Below are 20,671 nucleotides of genomic sequence, written 5' to 3'. Positions count from 1 at the left end.
CCGCACTCCACACCACACCGCACCTCACCACTTCACCTCACTTCACCTCACTCACTCACTCACACCACGTCCCACCAGCAGGGACGCCACGAAGACCCAAGAGGACGGGACAGCCATGCCTTCTTTCGACACCCCCGCGACGATCTCGGCCACCGCCCACGTGGAAGCCGGATCCATCCGGTTCATCGCCGCCGACCGGCTCGACACCCTCGTCGAGGTACACCCCCGCGACCCCAAGAAGGACCCGGACGTACGGGCGGCCGAGCAGACCGAAGTGCGTTACGCGAGCGGCCTGTTGACCATCAGAACGCCCAAGCAGCGCTATCTCATCGGGCGCACCGGCACCGTCGACGTGACCGTCGAACTGCCCACGGGCTCGCGGGTGGAGATCACCGGCGCCTGGGCCCAGGTGTACGGCGAGGGCCGGCTCGGCGAGGTCCGTGTGAAGACCTCGTCGGGTGACGTCCGGCTCGACAGCACCGGGCCGCTGCACCTGACCGCGTCCCACGGCAGCATCACCGTGGACCGCGTCGAGGGGGTCGCCGAGATCACCACCAGCTCCGGCAGCCTGCGCGTCGGCACCCTCGACGGCCCGGCCGTCCTGAAGAACTCGCACGGCACCACGACCGTCGGTGACGCCCTGGGCGATCTGCGTGTGAGCGGCGCCAACGGCGACATCATCATCGAGCACGCCGAGGGCTCGGTCGCCGCCACCACCGCCCACGGCACCCTGCGCGTCGACGAGGTCGCCCGCGGCACCGTCCAGTTGGAGACCTCGTACGGCGCCATCGAGGTCGGTATCCGGGAGGGCACGGCCGCCTGGCTCGACATCGACTCGGGCGCCGGCCAGGTGCACAACGCGCTCACCGCGTCCGACAGCCCGGACAAGTCCGAGGAGACGGTCGAGGTCAGGGCCCGTACCCGCTACGGCAACATCGACATCCGCCGCGCCCGGGTCTGACCCGCACGGGCCTGACGCACGCGAGCCGCGCCCGGGTCCGACCCGCGCGATCTCCGTAGGCCGGACCCCCGTAGGCCCGACCCCCGTACGCCTGACTCCCGTACGCCCGACCCCCCCGTACACCCGATCTCCTTACGCCTGCCCCCCGTACACCTGACCCCCGTACGCCCAATCCCCGTACGCCCAAGGCCACTTCACCGCTCACCACGCCTTCGAATGGGAGAGCCTCATGGGTTCCTCTGTCATGTCCACGTCCAGTCCGAGCGACGGCCGGCAGCCGCCCGCCGCCGTCTCCACCGCCGTCTCCACCGCCGTCTCCGCCGCTGTCTCCACCGCCGATCTGCGCAAGTCGTACGGCGACAAGACCGTCCTCGACGGCATCGATCTGCGGATCCCGTCCGGCACCGTGTTCGCGCTGCTCGGACCGAACGGCGCCGGCAAGACCACCACCGTGCAGATCCTGTCCACGCTCATCTCCGCCGACGGCGGGCAGGCCCAGGTCGCGGGCCACGACGTCGCCACAGCACCGGACGAGGTGCGCGCCGCGATCGGCGTCACCGGGCAGTTCGCCGCGCTCGACGACCTGCTCACCGCCGAGGAGAACCTGCTCCTCATGGCCGACCTGCTGCGGCTCGGCAAGCGCGAGGGCCGCAAGCGGGCCGAGGAGTTGCTGGAGCGGTTCGACATCGCGGACGTCGCGCACAAGCGCGCCGCGTTCTTCTCCGGTGGGATGCGGCGCCGGCTCGACCTCGCCATGACACTGGTCGGCGACCCACGGGTGATCTTCCTCGACGAGCCCACGACCGGGCTGGACCCGCGCAGCCGCCGCACCATGTGGGAGACCGTGCGTTCGCTGGTCGCCGGCGGCGTCACCGTCTTCCTCACCACGCAATACCTTGAGGAGGCCGACCAGTTGGCGGACCGGATCGCGGTGCTCGACGGCGGCCGGATCGTCGCGGAGGGTACCGCCGACGAGCTCAAGGCGCAGATCCCCGGCAGCCATGTACGTCTGCGGTTCACCGACCCCGACGAGTACGAGCGCGCGGCCACCGCCTTCCCCGGCGCGGCCCGCGACGACGAGGAGCTCGCCCTGCGCGTCGCGGGCGACGGCGGTCTCGACGCGCTGCGCGCCCTGCTCGACCGGCTCGACGCCGCCGGTATCCGCGCCGCCGACTTCTCCGTACACACCCCCGACCTCGACGACGTGTTCCTCGCCCTGACCGGCGACGGCCGCACCGACGCCGCGCTCCACATGAAGGAGACCCTGCGATGAGCACCCTCGCCTACGCCGTGCGTGACTCGACGACGATGCTGCGGCGGAATCTGAAGCACGCGATCCGCTATCCGTCCGTGGGGCTCGGCAGCGCCATGATGCCGATCCTGATGCTGCTGCTTTTCGTGTACGCCTTCGGTGACTCGATCGGCGCCGGCATGGGCGGCGGCCGGGACGCGTATCTGAACTATCTGACGCCCGGCATCATCATCATGGGAGTGGCCGCAGGCTCGATGTCGACCTCGATCGCGGTCTGCACCGACATGACCGAGGGCATCATCAACCGCTTCCGCACCATGAACATCACGCGCTCGTCGTTCATGACGGGGCATGTCGTCGGCAGCGTCGTCCAGACGATGGTGAGCGCCGTACTGGTCGTCGGTTTCGCGCTCGCCGTCGGCTTCCGGTCCGGGGCGACCCCGCTGGAGTGGCTGGCCGCAGCCGGCCTCCTCACGGCCATCGCCTTCGCGGTGACCTGGCTGTCCGCGGCGCTCGGCCTGATCTCCAAGACCGTCGAGTCGGCGAGCAACAAGCCGTTGCTCATCCAGTTCCTGCCGTTCCTCGGCTCGGCCTTCGTACCGGCCGAGTCGATGTCGCCGGGCCTGCGCTGGTTCGCCGAGTACCAGCCGTTCACGCCGATGACCGAGACACTGCGCGGCCTGCTCTCCGGCTCGGAGATCGGCAACGCCGGCTGGATCTCGCTCGCCTGGTGCGCCGGTATCGCCCTGGTCGGCTATGTCTGGTCGCGGTCACTCTTCAACAACGGCACCACCCGCTGAGCCCGGGACCACACAAGGGCGGGGTACTCACTCACCACCAGGCGAGCGAGCACCCCGCCCTGGCCTGTCCGCCCTCACCTGTCCGCCCTCGCGTGTCCGCGCTGAGGGCCAGTACGTGACTGAGAGCCGGTACCGGCCCCTCGCCCGTCTTCACCGAGGACTGTCCGACGCGCTGCGCGTCAGATCGGCAGATCCCAGCCCGGCCCGTCCTCGGTGCCGATCCACACTCGCTGACCGGCGGCCGACACCGTGATGCCGAATCCCTCCTGGTGAGGTTCGTCAGCGGCCTGCCAGTGCTGCACGGCCCGCTCGACCCGGTCCCACAGACGGACGGGACCGCGCTGTACGACGGTCCACCCGCCATTGGGGTTGAGGGCCGTCCGGGCCTGCGAACCGGTGGACACGTCCCAGAGGATCTGTTCCGCGCCCGCCCCCATGCGTTCGGCCGAGGGCACCGCGAGCTGCCCGACCCAACCGCCGGTCCAGCCGTCGAGCTTGGCGGGGTCGATCCGGCTCGGTCGCTCGTCCCCGGGCAGCAGGGCCGGCGCCGGGCGGGGCGGGCGGTCGTGCGGCCGGGCGATCATAAAGCTGGTGTAACCGGGCTGGAACCGGCCCGTGGCCTCCCCGGGACCGGTCACGTCGAGCAGCGCGAGGGCGTTGGCGTAGCTCCACCCAGAGAGGGTGACCAGGATCTTTCCGCCTGGTCTCACCTGATGCAGCCACGGCAGCGGGGTGTACCGGACCGAACAGGTGGCGATCAGCCGGTCGTACCGGCCCCCGTCCGGATCGCCACGCAGCCCGTCACCGATGATCAGCCTGGGCGCGAACCCGGCGGCCTTGAGCGCCGCGGTGGCAGCCCCGCCTACCACCGGGTCGTACTCGATGCTGGTCAGGTTGGCGTCTCCGAGACGGTGCGCGCCAAGGGCGGTCGAGTACCCGGTTCCGGTGCCGATCTCCAGCACCCGGTGCCCGGTCCGGGCATCGAGCTGCTGCCACATGCGCAGCACCAGCGACGGCAGGGTGGACGAGGACGTCGGGGAGCCGGTCACGGCCCCCTCGGTCACGTCGTCGGGCCTGATCCGCCCGTCCAGTTGGGTGATCAGCGTCTCGTCGGAGTAGACACCCTTCAGCCATCCGGGCTCGCCGTCCCGGACTGGTCGGTAGCTGGTCGGAACACTTCCCGGCACCGGTCTGAAGTAGGACCCCGTGAACAGCTCGCGGGGAACCGCCTTGGCGGCGCTGCGCCACTCGGGCTCTGTAAGGGTGCCTTCCTCGGTGAGTCTGTCCGTCAAGGTGTCGCGGAGCTGAGCCGATGTGCTCACGTGCCGGGGCCTTTCTCCAACTGATCGGTAAGAGCATGGGCGATTGCCGCGACGGTCTCCGCCGGCTGCCACGCCCATTGGCCGTTCGGATTGCACTCAAGGAAGTACCAGTCGCCCGCGGCGGTGACCGCGAAGTCGAACTCCTTGTCACCTTGGCGTGGAACATGTGAGAACGCACGAACACGGCGTCGGTGATCTCGGCCCCGCGCACCTCCCCGACCCACACACTGTGTGGCCGGCCGTCCACGCGATAGGGCGTGTCCCACACGGGCATGTAGACCACTCCGGCGGGAGCTACGGGTCTCGGTCGATGCAGGCGGCGACAGCCTGCGTGCCGGACCTCGCCACCGTGGCAAGAGCCGCCGGAGAGGCCCTAACGGCCGTCGGCAAGGTACGTCGCGTGTTCCGCTTCCAGGTCCACCACCGTGAACTCCTGGAACTCCATGATCAATTGAGACGCGAGCACCCACCCGATCCGCCAGTCCTCGAACGTCACGCCGTCCGCGTCGTACGCCACCGGAAACGCCTCACCCGGCCGGTACAGCGCCCCGTGCACCCCCACCGGCGCGAACGCCCGCACCCGCAGCGCCACATACACCTCACGCAAATGCGGACACGCCCCAACCGACATCACCGCACACGGCACACACACCGGCGGATGCGTGGTGACATAGCCGGGCTCCCACAACTCCGGGCCCTCCGGATCCTCCCCCACCAGCCACAGCGTCCCCTCACCCGTACGGTCCGACGGCCCGCCACAGACCTGGCACAACAGCTTCCGCATGGCCCGCCGCTGCCGCAGGAAATGCACCTTCCCGAACTCCGGCCGCCCCTTCCCCGGACTCATCCCGATCCGCTTCCACAGCACACCCATGTCATCGCGCTCGTACAGCCCCTCATCCGCATACGCGATCCCCCCGCCCCTCACAACCACCACACCCGGCGGACGATGCTCCGACGACCAGCAGGCGATATACGGCACGACATCCGGCCGCGAAAACGCCCCCAGCGGAGGCCCGCCCACCGGCGCGGTCACGGGCAACCACCCTCACCCAGCGGCCCGACCGGCAGCACCAACTCCGCCCAGACCACCTTGCCGGGAGCGCCGTCATCCCGTTCACCGACCCCCCACTCGTCCGCCAGCGCGGCAACAAGGATCAGCCCCCGCCCGTCCAGAGCATCGGGATCCAGACCCCGCACCGCAGGCCGACACGGCGACGAGTCGCACACCTCGATCCGCACAGCACCGAACCTCGGCACGAAACGGGTCTCGATCTCCCGCCCCGAAGAGACCCGACCGTGCCGCACGGCATTGGCCAGCAACTCGGAGACCACCAGCGACGCCGAGTCCTCCAACTCCGACAGCCCCCAATTCGCCAGCACCTTACGCAGCTCCATCCGCGCCAACCCAACACAACTCGGATGCGAACTCCACCGCAGCACCACCGCGCCACTTCGTTCTCTGGCGATCCGATCCGGAAGCAAGTGCCGCAAAAACGGCTCGAAGAACTGAGCGATACCCTTCACCACGTCGTCAACTCCCTTTAATTGAGGGCGATTTCCCCCACAGGCCGGTTCCGCGGCCGCGATGAATCAGGCGACGACACAGAGACCCGGTAACCGGGACAAGCCGCATTGCCGCACTCGCATCGGGGCCAGATGAGCGCGTCACGCGGAGCTGTAGTAACTACTCCAGGACCCTCGTTGGACTACGTGGTCCACCATGAGGCTCTCCGTACGTTCCGTGAGCGGGGATATTCAGAGTGCGACGAGGCGGCATACTTTGGGAAGAAGTCCCATGCCCGACCTGCAAGTTGGTCCGCCCTGCATATGCGCAAGCGGCCGACCTGCACCGTCGAGGCTGACTTCCCCGGTTCCCAGGCATGTGGTCAAGGAGGTAATGGGTGGTTGGGCAGCGCGAAGTTGACGAAGACGGGAATACACCGCGGAAGAGGTTCGGAGAGGCCGTACGAGACGCCAGGGAGCTGCGGCCGGCGGGCAAGATGTCCCAGACAGAGCTTGCGAGGAAGACGCGGACCTCGAAATCGGCGATCAGCCGCATTGAGCGCGGGACCCCGCCGATCCCTGCCGGTCTGCCGCCACTCCTGGATCAGATTTTCGAGACCGATGGCCTTTTCAAGCGCTTGTACGACGAGGCTTGTGCAGACAACTTCCCTGCTCAGTACCGCCGGCGGATGGGGGTCGAACCGCTGGCGGCAGCCATCGCGGAATGGTCCCCGACCGTGATCCCCGGGCTTCTCCAGACAGCGCCATACGCTCGTGCGCTCTTCAGAGCAGGTGACCCGAGAGCTGGTGAACGGGAGATCGCGAACAAGGTGGCGACCCGGATGGCGCGAAAGGAGGTGTTCCGAGGAGGGTCTCCGCCCGATTTCTCGGTCATCGTGTGTGAGTCCGTGATCAGGCGTGTTGTCGGCGGGCCAGATGTGATGAGAGACCAACTCTCCGCCCTGCTGTCGCGGGGAGCGCACCCCACCACTGTGCTGCAAGTACTGCCGCTCGACGCAGGCACACACGGCCTGATGAGCGGCGCCATGTCCATCCTGACGACCCCGGACGGGAACCCGGTTGTCTACACAGAGGGGGTCCGGTCGGGGGCGATGATCGACGACGAGGCCGCTGTAAGGCATCTGACGCGTCTGTACGATGTCATCACCGCGTCAGCTCTCTCACCCGACGCGTCCGCGAGTGTGATCCGTGAGCTTATGGAGGCATTGTGACCCCGGTCATCCCACCCCACGGGTGGGCCAAGTCGAGCTACAGCAACGAAGACGGCGGAAACTGCGTCGAGTACAACCGCGCTTTCCTCGCGTCCGGCGTCGTCGCCGTTCGTGACTCCAAGGACATCAACGGTCCCGTCCTCATGCTCTCCGATGAAGCATGGGCGGGTCTGGTTGAACTCGCCCGGAATGAAAACGCGTAAGCACGAGCACGGCTGGACAGGCGGTGCCCGGATATGGCGGGTCGGCGGGCCGACTCGGGGGCGGGACGCGAAAGGGCGGTGGGCCGGAGCCCACCGCCCTTATGGTGTCAGCACCTCATAGGGCCAACGGTCGGGACTAGCGGATGACCGTGATCCGGTTCGCCGCCGGCGGGGCCAGCGGGGACTGGGCCGACGAGTTCGCCGCGAGGTACGCGTTCAGCAGGTCCAGGTCCGAGGGACCGACCAGCTTGTTCGTGCCCTGGCCGAGCGCCGCGAAGCCGTCGCCGCCGCCGCCGAGGAACTCGTTCATCGCGACGCGGTACGTCTTCGCCGGGTCGATCGGCTCACCGTTCAACCGCACCGAGTCGGTGACGACACGGTCCGCGCCCGTACGTGGTGGCCCGCGAACAGGACGGCGGCCCCCTGGGTGTCGCGGAGGGCCTGGTCCGCTTCGACGGCCGGTCCTGGCGAAGGGTCCGGGCGACCGCGCTGCCCGACTTCCCGCGCTGAGTCTTCCACGGCCAGGCCGTGCCCGCACGCGGTGAGGAGCAGCTACGCGTACGAGGACGGGTTACGCAGCCTGCCGACGGTGTGGACGCACCCGAAGTACATCGCGGCCGAGGAAATCCACCTGGCCGAAGAGGAACGCCGACGGCTGGCCTACGAGACGCAGGCGGCGATCAGGAAGCGCCGGTTGGATGCCCGCAAGACCGTGGTCCGTGAGGGCAACGCGGCCGGCCGCGCGCGGGCCCTGCGCAAGGCGGTCAAGGCGGAGGAGGCGGCCGGAAGCATGTCGGCGGCTTCGGCTCTGCGGGAAATGGCGGTGCGGCGGCGCGGCGTGCGCCGGGCCATCGCCTACCTGAGCCGAGAGCACGGTGTGACGGCCATGGTGGGCTGGAGCGTGGCCGATCCCTGCTGGGCGGGCGGCATCCCGCTGGTCGACGGCGAAGGGGTGCCGGTGGCGGTGTTCAACCCGTCGCGGCGTCTGCTGCGAGGGCAGGCGTATCTGCTGCTGGCCGGGATGCCGCTGCTGTTCGGTGACGAGCTCGCGCTCAAGCACTTCAGCCGGTACGCCTACGGGGCGCCGAAGCGGCCGAAGGACCAGCGCACCGAGGTGGTGAAGCTGGATTTCTGCGCGCGCGAGGCGCCGGAGCTGGTCGCGAAGATCGAGGGCAAGCAGTACCCGGCGCAGCCCAGCGACAGCTTCGGGGCTGCCGCCGCCCTCTACCTCGCGCAGTGCCAGGTTTGCGGCGGCGCGTACAAGCTGCCCTGGCGCCGGGCCGTTCCCGCCAGGGAGCCGGACGGTCCGGCAGGGTCTGGCTGAGAGTTGCTGCCGGCAGGGCGGGCTGGAACCGGGCGGGGTCCGTCACTTTCCGTCCCCGGCCCGGGGCATGGGTCAGCGGCGGTCGCTGAGGAAGTCGCGGGCGCGTTCGTCGAGTTCGGCGGCGCATCGCAGTCCGCGGGTGCGGAAGCGGGACAGGTCGCGGCGCATGGCGCCCACGGCCTTGCGGGTCCGTGCCGACTGCACGCCGTCCATGTGGTCGATGGCCCGGCCCCAGGTGGCGCACGCCTGCTCGATGCCGCCCTCGGCAGCCTGCATCTCGGCCTGGGCTACCAGGTCCAGGGCGACGATCCGCGCGTAGGTGCCCGGTGGCCGGCTCGTCGCCGCCGCTCCGTACATTGCCGCGGCTCGGCGCCGGTCCCCGAGCGTCTCGAAGACTTTCGCCGACCGACTGTGAACCGTGGCCGCCGGCGGCCCCCACGACAGTGCCCAGAACGGCACGTCGTCGCCCTTCGCGGAGCTCAGGGCGTTGCGGGCCCGCTCGACCTCCCGCACCGCCTGCGAGCGCTGGCCCGCTTTGGCGAGGGCGTGCGCGTGGGTGACGGCGAACAGCGCCTCGGTCTGGGTGTCGACCCGTCCGTGGACCTTGTCGACGGCCGTCGCGGCCAGGGCCAGGCAGTGCTCGGGGCGGTGCAGCTTCATGCCCTGCTGGGACATGGTCCTCATGACGAACGCGGCGTGCCCGGTGATCCCCGACTCGTGAGCCAGGGCGTATGACTGGAGGTAGTACCTCTGCGCAAGACCCTGCTCCCCGCCGTCGTAGGCTCGCCAGCCGGCCTGGTGAACACCAACGGCGGCGGCGGACAGCATGTGCTGGTGGTCGTCCTCGGAGCTGAACCGGCCCCGGCACAGGGCCGCAACGTCCGACATCAGGTACTGCACGAGAGCGGAGCGGCCGTGCTGGCCGCCGTGGCGCTCGTCCATCACCGCGAACATCGCGACCATGTCGCGCACCGCGGCGACGTCCGCGTGCCCGACCCGGGCGCCGGTGCGGGCCCTGGCCGCGCGGGAGGCGATATCGGAGACGTGCTCCAGCGGCAGCACGGCGGCCGCCACCGAGTACGCGGCGCCGGACAGGAAGCCTCGACGGTTCAAGTCACCCCTCCAGATCGGCACCAGAGCGTCCAGTGGGTCGTTGCCGATGGACAGTCCGATGCTGTCATTCTCCCAGCCTGCCGGAACCGGCAGCCCAAGATCCTCCGGGGTCAGAGTGCGCCCCAGACGGCGGGACAGCGCGATCGCCAGGTAGCGGCCGGTCTGGCCCGAAGGCACCGCCCCGGCGATCCAGTGGTCCACCGCCGACTTGTTCGTCCGCAGCATATGGCCGTTCTCGGCCGCGACCTGGCGGACCGCGTGGGCGAGCGCCGCGTACGTCCACCCCGATTGGGCGACGGCGTCCCGCAGCCTGGTGTTCGGTAAGCGCTGGGTCATGACCACCCCCGTATACCTCGTATACCCATCCGTCCTTCCCAACCGTACCGACGAAGGGTCACCGCCGGTTGACTGTTGGTCATGCCCGGCAGCACGGCGGACCGGATCTCCGGGTCTGCCGAACTGCCGGGACGGGCACTGCCGTTCACTGCGCGTCCACCACCGGACGCCAGGGACGGGACACGGATGGAGGTTCCGACATGGAGCACACCACGCAGGCCCCGGCCTACCAGGCGCCCATCGTGCTGGACGCCGGCGACGTCGTCGAGGTGACGCTGGGCACCCAGAACTTCGACACCGCCGACGACACCCAGTACAAGAACGCCTGACCCTCGGGTCTGCCGGGTTGGACAGGGTGCATGCCGCTCCGTCCGATCCGGCCCAAGGGGCGCCGGGCCCGCCATACCTGTGTTGGGGCACAGACGGGCGGGCCCGGCGCTCTTTTCGATTCCTGGCCAGGCACGACGACGGTGAAGGAGACGGCGGCGATGCGGTGGAGCGCGGGACGGTACGGAACTACGGAAGAGGCCACACGGCCCCTCGGCGGGCACCCGGTGCCCGGCGTTGAGGCGGCATGGACGGCGGGCTGGCCCACCGGGCGGGTGCGGGCGGTGAGCCAGGGGCCGGTGTCTCTGGCCGTGATCGGGGACTGCGGTGCCGACGACGACCAGCTCGCCGCGCGGTTCCCGGCGGTGCGGGCCGGGCGGTGGCGGGAGCTGACCCGGTGGCCTGGTTCGTACCTGGTCATCGCCCGCGGCGGGGAGGAGCTGGCGGTGATCGGTGACCTGTCCGGGCAGCACCCGGTGTACTGGCGGAGCCACGGCGGCGCGCTGTGGTGGGCGACGTCCGCGCTGGCACTGGCCGCCCTCGACGGGGCACCGGCCGATCCGACCGCGCTGGCCGCGCACCTCGCGCTCGGCCAGCCGGATGTCCTGGGGCAGCGCAGCCTGATGCGGTGCGTGAACCGGGTGCCCGGCGGGCACCTGCTGCTGGCCGGCCCTTCGGGCGCCCGCACGGTGCGCTTCGAGCCGGCCGAATACGGGAGCGTGGATCTGCCGGTTGCCGCGGCGACGGTACGGGCCGCGCTCGGTGAAGCGGTCGCCACCCGGCTCGACGGCCGCCCGGTCAGCGCCGACCTGGCCGGCCTGGACTCCACGACGTTGGCCTGCCTCGCCGCCCAGCGCGGCCCGGTCACCGCGGTGACGTTCGCCGACGAGCGTCTGCGCGACGACGACCTCCCGTACGCGACCCGCACCGCCGCAGCAGTACCAGGATTGACCCACCACGCGGTCGCGGGCACCGTGCACACGGTCTACTACGACGGCCTGGACGACCTGAGCAGACTCCCGGTCACCGACGCGCCCAACGCGTACGCCGTCACCGCGTCGATCAAAAGGGCCGTACTGGACACCGTGGCCGCCCACCATCCTGCCCCTGGCCTGCACCTGACCGGTTCGGCCGGGGACGCGGTGCTGTCCGCCCCCTCCTCCTACCTCGCAGACCTGCTGCGCGAGCGCTGGCACCGCCGGGCCTGGTCCCACGGGCTCGGCCATGCCCGGCTGCGGCACACCTCCGCCTGGTCGGTCCTCGGCCGTGCCCGTCCGGCTTCCCGCACTGGCCTGGCCGGAGCATGGCGGCAGACGGCCGCCGAACTGCGCGGACCGGCCCGGGAGTGGGTGCCGCAGGCATCCCGCCCGGTGTCGTGGACGCCGCTGCTGGCCACGGCCGACTGGATGAGCCCCGACGTCCGCCATCAGCTCGCCACGGCCCTCGACGGTGCCGCCGGCCAGTTGGACGGCACACCCGTACGCCTGGCTGCGTGGTCGGACCGCCAGGACCTGGCCCGTCTCGGCGCCGACACCACCGGCTGGCGGCAGATCGCGTCCACCGAGTACGGCATCGACCTGGTCGCCCCGTATCTCGACAACGAGGTCATCCGCGCCTGCCTGGCCATCCCCGCCGATCAGCGCGGCGCCCCCGGCCGCTACAAACCGCTGCTGAACACGGCGTTCACCGGGGCCGGGGTGCTGCCGGACTTCGTGCTCACCCGTACCACGAAGGGCGGCTTCAACGCCCTCGCGTACGCGGGCCTGCGGGAGAACACCCCCGTCCTGCTCGATCTCCTCGGGCCGTCCTCGCGGCTGGCCGCCGCCGGGCTGGTCACCGAGCAACCGATCGCGCGGATGCTGGCACGGGCGGCGGCCGGGCAGCCGACCGCCCAGGGCGCCCTGCACCTCGCGGTCGCCGCCGAGGTCTGGCTCCGCCAGGCCGACACCGCCGCCCTCGTCTGGGAGGTGAACTCTGGTGTGGCAGCTGTCTGAGAGCGCCCACCCGGTCCTCACCGACGAGGGCGGCGCGATCCTGGACGAGCGCACCGGCCGCTGGACGCACCTGACCCCGACCGCGTCCGCCGTCCTCATGCTCCTGCTCGCGGGCACCACCGAGGACGAGGCCACCGGGCAGTACGCGCAGCGCTACGGCATCGACGCCGGGCAGGCCGCCGCCGACGTCCGCACGGTCGCGGACGCGCTCACCGCGCAGGGCCTCGCCACGGCTGAGCCGGCAAGCCGCCGGTGCTGGCGGGGGTGGTGGCGGTGACGAGCATGGAGGCGTACTCCACCGTCCGCACCGGAACCTTCCCCGAACGCCTGGCCGCCGGGGCCGGGCTCGCCCTGGCCCTGGTGCTGCTGCGGCTGCCGTTCCGGCACACCGTCCGTACCGTGCGCTGGGCACGGCGGGCGGGCCGCCGGCATCTCGCCCCGGAGCGGGCCGGGGCGCTGGTCGAAGCGGTCCGGCACACCGGCCACCTGTGGCCCGGCCGCGCCGCCTGCATGGAGACCTCCCTCGGCGCGGTGCTGGCCGCTGTTCTCATGGGGCGGCGCCTGGACTGGTGCCTGGGAGCGCGGTTCGCCCCGCCGCCGGTCGAGTACCACGCCTGGGCCGAGCTGCCCGGCCACGGACCGGTCGGCGAATACACCGAAGCGGGGTGGCACCACCACACCGCACTGACGATCTGACCGGCCCCGCCGGGCGCCGTGTCCTTCACCCGCCCGGAGCAGTTGACCGAATACGCGTACCCCTCGAAGGAGTGAGCCGATGTCCGCCGTCGCCCTGGCCGCCGAGACCGTCCCCGAGCGCCATTACACCCACCACGAAGGCCGCGGTGCCACACCGCACCGCTCGAACCCGGCCGTCATCCAGCGCGAACTGTCCACCCTCGGCGTCGAGACGGGTATGAACGTCGTGGAGTTCGGCACCGGCTCCGGCTACTCCGGCGCCCTGCTCGCCGAACTCGTCGGCCCCACCGGCCAGGTGACCAGCCTCGACATCGACACCTACCTCACCCGCTGGGCGGGCCTCATCCACCACCAGCGCAGCGTGGAACACGTCCGCTGCCACACGGCCGACGGCACCGGCGGCTTCCCCGAACGCGCGCCATACGACCGGATGGTGGCCTGGTGCACCCCGCCGCTGCTGCCCAAGGCGTGGGTGGACCAGGCCACCGACGGCGGCGTCATCGTGGCCCCGCTGCCGATCTCGGCCGTGCCCAACATGACGGTCGTCGCCAAGATCCGCGTGAGCGGCGGCGAGCCGGTCGTCGAGGAGGTGTTCACCGGCGGGTACATCGAGGCGACCGGCTCCCCGAAGGACAACCTCGACCTGCCGGGCCGGTGGGTGGACTGGGAGAACCGCGTCCCCGCCCCCTCCTGGATCTCCATCGCCTGGCGCGGCGAGGACGACCACTTCCACACCGGGGCCCGCACCGCACTGGACCGGCTCCTGAAGGACGCGCACACCGAGCCGTACGCGGGCGCGGAGATCGACCTGCCGTCCTGGCGGACCTTCGCCGCCACCCGCGGCGACCACCGCCTCACCATGGCCGGCCTGAGCCCGGACCTGTGGGCGATCGGCCACACCACCACCACGACGGCCGCCGTCATCCAGCAGGACGGCACGATCCTCGCCGACGCCCCCGACTCCCCGTCCCTGACCGTGCTCCGCGACTGGCTGAAGCAGTGGGAAGAGGCCGGACGCCCCGCCCCCGCCACCTACACCCCCGCTCTGATCCCCGCCGGCGACGGCTGGGATCTGCGGCTCTCCCGATAGCCTCGTCGCTGCCCCTCACGCATGGTGCCCGGGACGCTTCGGCGTCCCGGGCACCATCGTCTTCACCACCGCTTCGGCCAGGAGTCTGGGGCCGCGGCTGCCTCCGGCTGCCCGGTGCGCGGGCCGGGCACCGCCACCCGGAGGGACAAGTCCAGATCGAGACGGCTGTTCATGTCCAGCTCGAACCGGCCGTACGGATTCACATGGGTCCAGAACAGCGGGGACAGCGCCCGGCGGTCCGCGTCGGTGATCTCGGCCCCGCGCACCTCCCCGACCCACACACTGTGTGGCCGACCGTCCACGCGATAGGGCGTCTCCGACACGGGCATGTAGACCACTCCGGCGGGAGCTACGGCGTCCCGGTCGATTCGGGCGGCGACAGCCTGCGTACCGGACCCCGCCACCGTGGCAAGAGCCGCCGGAGAGGCCCTAACGGCCGTCGGCAAGATACGCCGCGTGTTCCGCGTCCAGGTCCACCACCGTGAACTCCTGGAACTCCATGATCAATTGAGACGCCAGCACCCACCCGATCCGCCAGTCCTCGAACGTCACCCCGTCCCCGTCGTACGCCACCGGAAACGGCCCGTCCGGCCGGTACAGCGCGCCATGCACCCCCGCCGGCGCGAACGCCCGCACCCGAAGAGGACGGTTGAGATGACGGAACGCTTTGATCTGGCCCGCTCACTGGCCCTGACAGAAGATGAATGCAATTTCTGACGCGTCCGTTCTCACCGCCTGGCGCAAGTCGAGCTACAGCGACAACGGAGAGGGCGCGTGTGTTGAGGTGTCGGACGGCTACACCGCCGGTGTCCCCGTCCGCGACTCGAAGGCCCCGCACGGCCCGGCGCTGATCTTCCCGGTGGACGGTTGGTCTTCGTTCGTTACCGCAGTCAAGAGCGGCACATTTTCCCTTTGATCCGATCCAACAGTGGAAACCTGAAGGGATGCGAGGATGAACGCGATTCCTGATACGTCCGCTCTTGGCGCTTGGCGCAAGTCGAGCTACTGCGAAAACGGCGGAGGCGGCTGTGTCGAAGTGTCGGACGGCTACACCGCTGGCGTCCCCGTCCGCGACTCCAAGGCCCCGAACGGCCCAGCGCTCGTCTTCGGCACCAACACGTGGGCGTCGTTCGTCGCCGGGGTGCAGGAAGGCGCCTTCTCGAACGCCGATTGATCCCACTCACGGCGATACGAACGAACGACCCCGGCACGGAACCTTCCAGCCGGGGTCGTATTCATTAGCCCTGACTCAGTTGTCAGGTGTGATCCGTAAGTATCCGGAGGCGTTGTGATCCCGTTCATCCCACCACACGGGTGGGCCAAGTCGAGCTACAGCAACCAAGATGGCGGAAACTGCGTCGAGTACACCCGCGCCTTCCTCGTATCCGGCACCGTCGCCGTTCGAGACTCCAAGAATGCCAGCGGTCCCATCCTCATGCTCTCCGATGAAGCATGGGCGGGTCTGGTTGAACTCGCTCGGCACGCCAAGGCGTAAGCGCGAAGCAACATCCGGAAAGCACCCCTCGATGCGCAGGCGTCAAAGCGCCTACTCTCCGAAATGGTAGGAGTTATGGACAGGGTTGACCTCACGGACTCGGCATGGATCAAGTCCAGCCGCAGCAACGGGCAGTCAGCGTGCGTGGAAGCCGCGTTCTTGGACCATGGAATCGTTCCTGTACGGGACAGTAAAGTCCTCCAGGGTCCCGTTCTGGTCTTCGGCGCCGACACGTGGTCGTCATTCGTGGCCGGAGTGCGGAAAGGCGCCTTCTCAAGCATCGATTGACGCCACCCACAGCAACGAGAACGAACGACCCCGGCACGGAACCTTCCTGCCGGGGTCGGCCTCGCTCCCCGGGCTTGGGAGACAAGCGACCCCGGTGCTCGTTCGTCCGCGCCGTCGGCGCACATCACCAGAACGCCCCGAAACGGAGGCAGCACAGTGCGTCGCAGAGAATTCTTCAGGTCGTCTGCCGGCGCGGGGCTGGCAGTGGGGCTTCATGAACTCGTTCAGCTCGAAGCGGGACCACGGATCGGGCGGGACATACCCGTCCGGCTGCGGAAGCGTACGGCGCGCCTGCGTCGGCTTGACGACGTCCTGGGCGGCGGCGACACGTACCGCGTCTATGTCGGGGAGTATCAGGCCACCAAGGCGCTGATCCGTGACGGCAGTTACACGGAGGAGACCGGCCGTTCCCTCCTCTCCGTACTGGCCGAGCAGGCCCAGCAGGCTGGATGGGCCGCGTTCGACGCGGGCAGGCACGCCGACGCGAGCGGTCTCTACGAGGCCAGCCATCAAGCCGCCGTCGCGGCGGGCGACGACGCGCTCGCCGGGAACGCGCTCGCCTTCCTCGCGTACCAGAAGGTCAGCACCAGCCGCACCGCCGGGGTGGAGACCGCTGTCCAGTCGTGCCGTACGGCGGGGCCCGGTGCCCCGGCCGGCGTGCGGGCGCTGCTCCACGGGCGGCTCGCCTGGGCGTACGCCGCCGCCGGGAACGTCAGCGAGACCGAGCGCGCGCTGAGCACCTCGGAAGCGGTGCTCGGTGAGACCAACGGGGTCCCGGTACCCGACTGGGCGGCGTGGGACGGCAACGGACTCCAGCTCATGACCGCCCGGTGCTGGACCGAACTGCGCCGCCCGCTCCGCGCGATCCCGGTCCTGGAGGACGTGCTGGCCCGCTACGACGACACGCACGCACGCGACAAGAGCCTCTACCTGTCCTGGCTCGCCGACTCGTACCTGGCGGCCGGGGAGATCGAACAAGCCGCGACGACCGCCGGCCGCGTGCTGGAACTTTCGGCCGGGGTGGCGTCGGTACGCCCAAGGCGCCGTATCGCGCCGGTCCTTCAAGGTCTCAGCGCCCACCGCACCGTACCGGCCGTGGCCGAAGCACTGGACAGGGCAGGGGTTTGACGTACCGACGCCCGGGTTACGGCTCCGTCGTCGTCCCGACCCAGCGCAGATACGCGGCCGAGCCCGCGACGAGCGGAACCGCCGCGACTTCCGGGTTGTCCCAGGGGTGATGGCGCAGCAGGTGCGTTTCCAGTTCGGGATAACGGTCCGCGCGGGTCTTGAGCAGGAGTTGCCACTCCTCGCCCGTTCCGAACTCGCCCCGATGCCAGAACACGGAGACCACCGGGCCGACGACCTGCGCGCCGGCCGCAAGCCTGGCGGTCACCACCGACTTCGCCAGCGCCACGGCTTCCTCGCGGGTTCCCGTCGCGGTGGAGACCTGCCAGACATCAGCCATACGGGGACCCTACCGACACGACGCCGACGGGTCGGTGTGCCGGCTCGGCGGCGCGACGCGAAAGGGCGGTGGGCCGGAGCCCACCGCCCTTCACCGTTCTCAGCGCGTCCTCATGGCGTCGGCCCTTCGCGGGCCGCTCACCGCGGGACTAGCGGATGATCGTGATCCGGTTCGCCGCCGGCGGGGCCAGCGGGGACTGGGCCGACGAGTTCGCCGCGAGGTACGCGTTCAACAGGTCCAGGTCCGAGGGACCGACCAGCTTGTTCGTGCCCTGGCCGAGCGCCGCGAAGCCGTCGCCGCCGCCGCCGAGGAACTCGTTCATCGCGACGCGGTACGTCTTCGCCGGGTCGATCGGCTCACCGTTCAGCCGCACCGAGTCGGTGACGACACGGTCCGCGCCCGTCTTCGTCATGTCCAGCGTGTAGGTGAAGCCCTTCGAGACCTGGAGGATCTTCGGAGAGCCGGCGTTCGAACCGCTGACCTGCTGCTGGAGCGCCGTGACGATCTGCGCGCCCGTCAGGTCGAACACGTTCATCATGTTGGTGAACGGCTGGACCGTAAAGGCCTCGCCGTACGTCACCACACCGTTGCCCTCGGCCCCCGAGGCCGCGTAGACCAGGTCGGCCCTGATACCGCCCGGGTTCATGAAGGCGAGCTGCGCGCCGCCCTTGTCGGCCGGTGCCGTGCCCTCCAGCTGGGCGTCCGCGATCACATCACCGAGCGGGGACTCCGGGCTCGACGAGCCGCGGCCGTTGATGTCCGCGGAGATGAAGCCCTGGGGGGTGTTGGAGATCGGCGCGGCCAGCGTGTTCCAGCGCGTGATCAGGTCGGTCATGTCCTGGGCCTTGGGCTGGTCCCGGCTGACGATGTGGTTCGCCGACTTCACGCTCGTCCGCACGATGTCGTTCGTACGACGGTCGTAGGTGAGCGTGGTGTCCGTGTACAGACGGCCGAACGACGCGGCCGAGGTGACCAGCCGCGGGTTGCCGGCCGGGTCCGGGATGGTGCAGGCGTACGCGTTGTGCGTGTGGCCGGTGACCAGCGCGTCGACCTGCGGCGAGATGCCCTTCGCGATGTCGACGATCGGACCCGAGACACCACCGCCGGGCGCCGGGCTGTCACAGTCGTAGTTGTACGCGGAGGAGGCCGGCGAGCCGCCCTCGTGGATCAGCGCGACGATCGAGTTGACGCCCTGCTCCTCCAGCTCCTTGGCGTACTTGTTGACCGTCTCGATCTCGTCGTGGAACTTGAGTCCCTTGACGCCCTCGGCGGTCACGATGTTCGGCGTGCCCTCCAGGGTCACCCCGATGAAGCCGATCTTGAGACCGTGGCTCTTCCAGATCTCGTACGGCGCGAGGATCGGCTTGCCGGTCTTCTCCGACGTCACATTGGCCGCGAGGTAGGGGAAGTCGGCGCCCTTGAACTTCTTGCCCTGCTCGTAGCAGCCGTCGACCGGGTGACAGCCGCCCTTCTGGAGGCGGGACAGCTCGACGGCGCCTTCGTCGAACTCGTGGTTGCCGACGCCCGTCACATCGAGGTCGAGCTTGTTGAGCGCCTCGATGGTCGGCTCGTCGTGGAAGAGGCCGGACAGCAGCGGGCTGGCACCGACCATGTCACCGGCCGCCGCGGTGATGGAGAACTTGTTGCCCTCGCGCGCCTTGCGCAGCGAGGTCGCCAGGTACTCGACACCGCCGGCGGGGATCGCCTTGGTCGTGCCGTCGGCCTGCTTCTCGTTGACGTTGCCGGACGAGCCCGCGGGCGGCTCCAGGTTTCCGTGCAGGTCGTTGAAGGAAAGGAGCTGGACCTTGACCAAGTCGTCCTTGTGGTGGCCCTTGTTCCCGCCGCTCTCGTCACTCGCCACGGCCGGCATCGCCGCGGCGAGCGCTCCGACGGTGGCCAGCCCCGCGGCGGCGGCGAGCAGCCGCCGTGTCGCGCGCTTCTTCTGCGGTCTCGCTGACATCGGTCCCCTTGTGGATCGAACGTATGCCTGAAGGTTCTTGAGGGTATTGAGGGTATTGAGCATGTTGAGAGTCATGAAAAGTCCGGAGTCTTATGAAGACTGCGAGCGGCAGCCTAGGGTCAACGCGCGTAGCACGACAGGGGGTCCCGGGTTACAAGCTGGTTGCCTTTGCGGGTGGGGAAGCTGTCGGGCGCAGGGCGGATCTGCGGTGCGGGGGCGGGGGCGCCGTACCCTCGATCCATGACTGACGCAGCAGCCCGCGAGCCCGGCCGGCAGATCCAGACCCTTGACGCGCTCACCCCGGAGCAGGCCGAGGACGTCCTCGACCTGCTCGCCGAGGCCGTCGCCTCGGACGGCGTACAGGCCGTCTCCGAGCAGGGCAGACTCCAGTTGCGCGGTGGACACCGCGAGGGCGTGCGGCACTTCCTGCTCAACGCCGAGGGGGGTCTTGTCGGTTACGGGCAGCTGGAGGACACCGATCCCGTCGAGGCCCCGGCCGCCGAGCTGGTCGTACGGCCCGGCTGCCGTGGTCAGGGCCATGGCCGGGCGCTGGGTGCCGCGCTGCTGGGCGCGTCGGGCAAGCGGCTGCGGGTGTGGGCGCACGGCGGCAAGTCGGCCGCCCGGCATCTCGCCCAGGTGCTCGGGCTGACCCTCTTCCGCGAACTGCGCCAGCTGCGGCGCCCGTTGGTCTCGCCTGCCATCCCGGAGCCGGTGCTGCCCGCCGGGGTCACCATCCGTACGTTCGTACCGGGGCAGGACGACGCCGCCTGGCTCGCGGTCAACGCCGCGGCCTTCGCGCACCACCCGGAACAGGGCTCGCTGACCCAGCGCGATCTGGACGACCGCATGGCCGAGCCGTGGTTCGACCCGAAGGGCTTCTTCCTGGCCGAGCGCGAGGGCGAGCTGATCGGTTTCCACTGGACCAAGGTGCACGCCGAGGAGCAGCTCGGCGAGGTGTACGTGGTCGGCATCAGGCCCGACGCGCAGGGCGGCGGCCTCGGCAAGGCGCTCACCGGCGTCGGGCTGCGCCATCTCGCGGCGCAGGGGCTGCCGACCGCGATGCTGTACGTGGACGCGGACAACGCGGCGGCGGTGACGGTGTACGAGCGGCTCGGCTTCCGCACGCACGAGGTGGACCTGATGTACCGCACGGAGTCCTGACGGGCGACCCCGGCGCACTGACCGATCGCCCCGGAACACCGGGCGACCGTCCCGGAACGCTAACCGACGGTCCCGGGGGCCCAGTACCGTAACCCCGCGCACACGCCCCGTAACGGCGCGTGCCCCGGCGCACCCGCGCTCCCGTC

Annotated in this window: 25 protein-coding genes and 1 pseudogene; 17 read left to right on the top strand and 9 right to left on the bottom strand. The window is 70.1% G+C overall.

Features of this window, described 5'->3' with window-relative positions; translation table 11 throughout:
* Positions 1-115: 115 nt before the first annotated feature.
* The 3 genes from OG214_RS21505 (at position 116) to OG214_RS21495 (ending at position 3,013) form a co-directional block, all read left to right on the top strand.
* Complete coding sequence (locus OG214_RS21505) at positions 116-961, top strand: DUF4097 domain-containing protein (RefSeq protein WP_383037743.1); 846 nt, start codon at positions 116-118, stop codon at positions 959-961.
* A gap of 244 nt (positions 962-1,205) precedes the next feature.
* Positions 1,206-2,234 (top strand): ATP-binding cassette domain-containing protein, encoded by a 1,029-nt coding sequence (locus OG214_RS21500; protein ID WP_405985652.1) that lies wholly within the window; start codon positions 1,206-1,208, stop codon positions 2,232-2,234.
* A complete protein-coding gene (locus tag OG214_RS21495; protein ID WP_405985651.1) occupies positions 2,231-3,013 on the top strand; it encodes an ABC transporter permease in 783 nt (260 codons plus the stop codon). Before OG214_RS21500 ends, OG214_RS21495 begins: the two co-directional genes overlap by 4 nt.
* 179 nt (positions 3,014-3,192) lie before the next feature.
* Here the strand turns inward: OG214_RS21495 and tgmC are convergent, their stop codons facing one another.
* From tgmC to OG214_RS21480, 3 genes are all read right to left on the bottom strand, one after another.
* Positions 3,193-4,335, bottom strand: coding sequence for an ATP-grasp peptide maturase system methyltransferase (gene tgmC / locus OG214_RS21490; RefSeq protein ID WP_405985650.1), 1,143 nt, complete (start codon positions 4,333-4,335; stop codon positions 3,193-3,195).
* Between the two features lie 373 nt (positions 4,336-4,708).
* The gene (locus OG214_RS21485; protein WP_405985649.1) at positions 4,709-5,272 is read right to left on the bottom strand and encodes a hypothetical protein; all 564 of its coding nucleotides are present in this window, start codon (positions 5,270-5,272) and stop codon (positions 4,709-4,711) included.
* A 95-nt stretch (positions 5,273-5,367) separates the two neighbouring features.
* On the bottom strand, positions 5,368-5,865 hold the full coding sequence (locus OG214_RS21480) for an ATP-binding protein (protein ID WP_405985648.1): 498 nt from the start codon (positions 5,863-5,865) through the stop codon (positions 5,368-5,370).
* A gap of 374 nt (positions 5,866-6,239) precedes the next feature.
* Between OG214_RS21480 and OG214_RS21475 the strand changes: the two genes are divergently transcribed.
* Entirely contained in the window at positions 6,240-7,073 is an 834-nt protein-coding gene (locus OG214_RS21475) for a Scr1 family TA system antitoxin-like transcriptional regulator (protein ID WP_405985647.1), read from the top strand.
* Complete coding sequence (locus OG214_RS21470) at positions 7,070-7,276, top strand: DUF397 domain-containing protein (protein WP_405985646.1); 207 nt, start codon at positions 7,070-7,072, stop codon at positions 7,274-7,276. The genes OG214_RS21475 and OG214_RS21470 overlap by 4 nt, the downstream gene beginning before the upstream one ends.
* A gap of 136 nt (positions 7,277-7,412) precedes the next feature.
* On the opposite strand, the pseudogene OG214_RS21465 reads toward OG214_RS21470, so the two are convergent.
* Positions 7,413-7,670: pseudogene (locus OG214_RS21465) on the bottom strand (5'-nucleotidase C-terminal domain-containing protein); the annotation flags it as partial.
* A 195-nt stretch (positions 7,671-7,865) separates the two neighbouring features.
* Between OG214_RS21465 and OG214_RS21460 the strand changes: the two are divergent.
* Complete coding sequence (locus tag OG214_RS21460; protein WP_405985645.1) at positions 7,866-8,600, top strand: hypothetical protein; 735 nt, start codon at positions 7,866-7,868, stop codon at positions 8,598-8,600.
* A 72-nt stretch (positions 8,601-8,672) separates the two neighbouring features.
* Here the strand turns inward: OG214_RS21460 and OG214_RS21455 are convergent, their stop codons facing one another.
* Positions 8,673-10,049: a hypothetical protein gene (locus tag OG214_RS21455; RefSeq protein ID WP_405985644.1), complete on the bottom strand. Its 1,377-nt coding sequence runs from the start codon at positions 10,047-10,049 to the stop codon at positions 8,673-8,675.
* Between the two features lie 200 nt (positions 10,050-10,249).
* Between OG214_RS21455 and OG214_RS21450 the strand changes: the two genes are divergently transcribed.
* The 5 genes from OG214_RS21450 to OG214_RS21430 all read left to right on the top strand — a co-directional run bounded on the left by OG214_RS21450 (position 10,250) and on the right by OG214_RS21430 (position 14,156).
* Complete coding sequence (locus OG214_RS21450) at positions 10,250-10,378, top strand: lasso RiPP family leader peptide-containing protein (protein WP_405985643.1); 129 nt, start codon at positions 10,250-10,252, stop codon at positions 10,376-10,378.
* A 30-nt stretch (positions 10,379-10,408) separates the two neighbouring features.
* Entirely contained in the window at positions 10,409-12,370 is a 1,962-nt protein-coding gene (locus tag OG214_RS21445; RefSeq protein WP_405985642.1) for an albusnodin/ikarugamycin family macrolactam cyclase, read from the top strand.
* Positions 12,354-12,647, top strand: coding sequence for a PqqD family peptide modification chaperone (locus tag OG214_RS21440; protein ID WP_363084470.1), 294 nt, complete (start codon positions 12,354-12,356; stop codon positions 12,645-12,647). The genes OG214_RS21445 and OG214_RS21440 overlap by 17 nt, the downstream gene beginning before the upstream one ends.
* A 5-nt stretch (positions 12,648-12,652) precedes the next feature.
* Positions 12,653-13,066 (top strand): lasso peptide biosynthesis B2 protein, encoded by a 414-nt coding sequence (locus tag OG214_RS21435; protein WP_363084480.1) that lies wholly within the window; start codon positions 12,653-12,655, stop codon positions 13,064-13,066.
* 79 nt (positions 13,067-13,145) lie between these two features.
* Positions 13,146-14,156 (top strand): protein-L-isoaspartate O-methyltransferase family protein, encoded by a 1,011-nt coding sequence (locus OG214_RS21430; RefSeq protein WP_405985641.1) that lies wholly within the window; start codon positions 13,146-13,148, stop codon positions 14,154-14,156.
* 62 nt (positions 14,157-14,218) lie between these two features.
* Here OG214_RS21430 and OG214_RS21425 read toward each other — a convergent pair whose 3' ends face one another.
* Positions 14,219-14,458, bottom strand: coding sequence for a hypothetical protein (locus OG214_RS21425; protein WP_363084472.1), 240 nt, complete (start codon positions 14,456-14,458; stop codon positions 14,219-14,221).
* Between the two features lie 127 nt (positions 14,459-14,585).
* Positions 14,586-14,792: a hypothetical protein gene (locus tag OG214_RS21420; protein ID WP_363084473.1), complete on the bottom strand. Its 207-nt coding sequence runs from the start codon at positions 14,790-14,792 to the stop codon at positions 14,586-14,588.
* 64 nt (positions 14,793-14,856) lie between these two features.
* Between OG214_RS21420 and OG214_RS21415 the strand changes: the two genes are divergently transcribed.
* From OG214_RS21415 to OG214_RS21395, 5 genes are all read left to right on the top strand, one after another.
* The gene (locus tag OG214_RS21415; RefSeq protein ID WP_405985640.1) at positions 14,857-15,072 is read left to right on the top strand and encodes a DUF397 domain-containing protein; all 216 of its coding nucleotides are present in this window, start codon (positions 14,857-14,859) and stop codon (positions 15,070-15,072) included.
* A gap of 36 nt (positions 15,073-15,108) precedes the next feature.
* Positions 15,109-15,330: a DUF397 domain-containing protein gene (locus OG214_RS21410; protein ID WP_405985639.1), complete on the top strand. Its 222-nt coding sequence runs from the start codon at positions 15,109-15,111 to the stop codon at positions 15,328-15,330.
* Positions 15,331-15,444: 114 nt separating this feature from the next.
* Positions 15,445-15,651, top strand: a complete 207-nt coding sequence (locus tag OG214_RS21405) for a DUF397 domain-containing protein (RefSeq protein ID WP_405985638.1) — start codon at positions 15,445-15,447, stop codon at positions 15,649-15,651.
* A 63-nt stretch (positions 15,652-15,714) separates the two neighbouring features.
* Positions 15,715-15,939, top strand: coding sequence for a DUF397 domain-containing protein (locus OG214_RS21400; RefSeq protein ID WP_405985637.1), 225 nt, complete (start codon positions 15,715-15,717; stop codon positions 15,937-15,939).
* A 204-nt stretch (positions 15,940-16,143) separates the two neighbouring features.
* Complete coding sequence (locus OG214_RS21395; RefSeq protein WP_405985636.1) at positions 16,144-17,067, top strand: XRE family transcriptional regulator; 924 nt, start codon at positions 16,144-16,146, stop codon at positions 17,065-17,067.
* Positions 17,068-17,083: 16 nt separating this feature from the next.
* Here the strand turns inward: OG214_RS21395 and cutA are convergent, their stop codons facing one another.
* Positions 17,084-17,404: a divalent-cation tolerance protein CutA gene (gene cutA / locus OG214_RS21390; protein ID WP_405985635.1), complete on the bottom strand. Its 321-nt coding sequence runs from the start codon at positions 17,402-17,404 to the stop codon at positions 17,084-17,086.
* Between the two features lie 148 nt (positions 17,405-17,552).
* On the bottom strand, positions 17,553-19,364 hold the full coding sequence (locus OG214_RS21385) for a bifunctional metallophosphatase/5'-nucleotidase (RefSeq protein ID WP_405985634.1): 1,812 nt from the start codon (positions 19,362-19,364) through the stop codon (positions 17,553-17,555).
* A gap of 240 nt (positions 19,365-19,604) precedes the next feature.
* On the opposite strand from OG214_RS21385, the gene mshD reads away from it, so the two are divergent.
* The gene (gene mshD / locus OG214_RS21380; RefSeq protein WP_363082886.1) at positions 19,605-20,525 is read left to right on the top strand and encodes a mycothiol synthase; all 921 of its coding nucleotides are present in this window, start codon (positions 19,605-19,607) and stop codon (positions 20,523-20,525) included.
* Positions 20,526-20,671 lie beyond the last annotated feature (146 nt).

Origin of the sequence: Streptomyces sp. NBC_00872 (assembly GCF_045161915.1) — a bacterium.
Lineage (GTDB): Bacteria > Actinomycetota > Actinomycetes > Streptomycetales > Streptomycetaceae > Streptomyces.
This window is presented reverse-complemented; position numbering and strand designations above follow the sequence as displayed.

Coding starts and splice junctions, on each gene's coding strand:
- OG214_RS21505 (WP_383037743.1), top strand. CDS start 116: ATGCCTTCTTTCGACACCCCCGCGACGATCTCGGCCACCGCCCACGTG.
- OG214_RS21500 (WP_405985652.1), top strand. CDS start 1,206: ATGTCCACGTCCAGTCCGAGCGACGGCCGGCAGCCGCCCGCCGCCGTC.
- OG214_RS21495 (WP_405985651.1), top strand. CDS start 2,231: ATGAGCACCCTCGCCTACGCCGTGCGTGACTCGACGACGATGCTGCGG.
- OG214_RS21455 (WP_405985644.1), bottom strand. CDS start 10,049: ATGACCCAGCGCTTACCGAACACCAGGCTGCGGGACGCCGTCGCCCAA.
- OG214_RS21450 (WP_405985643.1), top strand. CDS start 10,250: ATGGAGCACACCACGCAGGCCCCGGCCTACCAGGCGCCCATCGTGCTG.
- OG214_RS21445 (WP_405985642.1), top strand. CDS start 10,409: ATGCCGCTCCGTCCGATCCGGCCCAAGGGGCGCCGGGCCCGCCATACC.
- OG214_RS21435 (WP_363084480.1), top strand. CDS start 12,653: ATGGAGGCGTACTCCACCGTCCGCACCGGAACCTTCCCCGAACGCCTG.
- OG214_RS21430 (WP_405985641.1), top strand. CDS start 13,146: ATGTCCGCCGTCGCCCTGGCCGCCGAGACCGTCCCCGAGCGCCATTAC.
- OG214_RS21415 (WP_405985640.1), top strand. CDS start 14,857: ATGAATGCAATTTCTGACGCGTCCGTTCTCACCGCCTGGCGCAAGTCG.
- OG214_RS21410 (WP_405985639.1), top strand. CDS start 15,109: ATGAACGCGATTCCTGATACGTCCGCTCTTGGCGCTTGGCGCAAGTCG.
- OG214_RS21400 (WP_405985637.1), top strand. CDS start 15,715: ATGGTAGGAGTTATGGACAGGGTTGACCTCACGGACTCGGCATGGATC.
- cutA (WP_405985635.1), bottom strand. CDS start 17,404: ATGGCTGATGTCTGGCAGGTCTCCACCGCGACGGGAACCCGCGAGGAA.
- OG214_RS21385 (WP_405985634.1), bottom strand. CDS start 19,364: ATGTCAGCGAGACCGCAGAAGAAGCGCGCGACACGGCGGCTGCTCGCC.
- mshD (WP_363082886.1), top strand. CDS start 19,605: ATGACTGACGCAGCAGCCCGCGAGCCCGGCCGGCAGATCCAGACCCTT.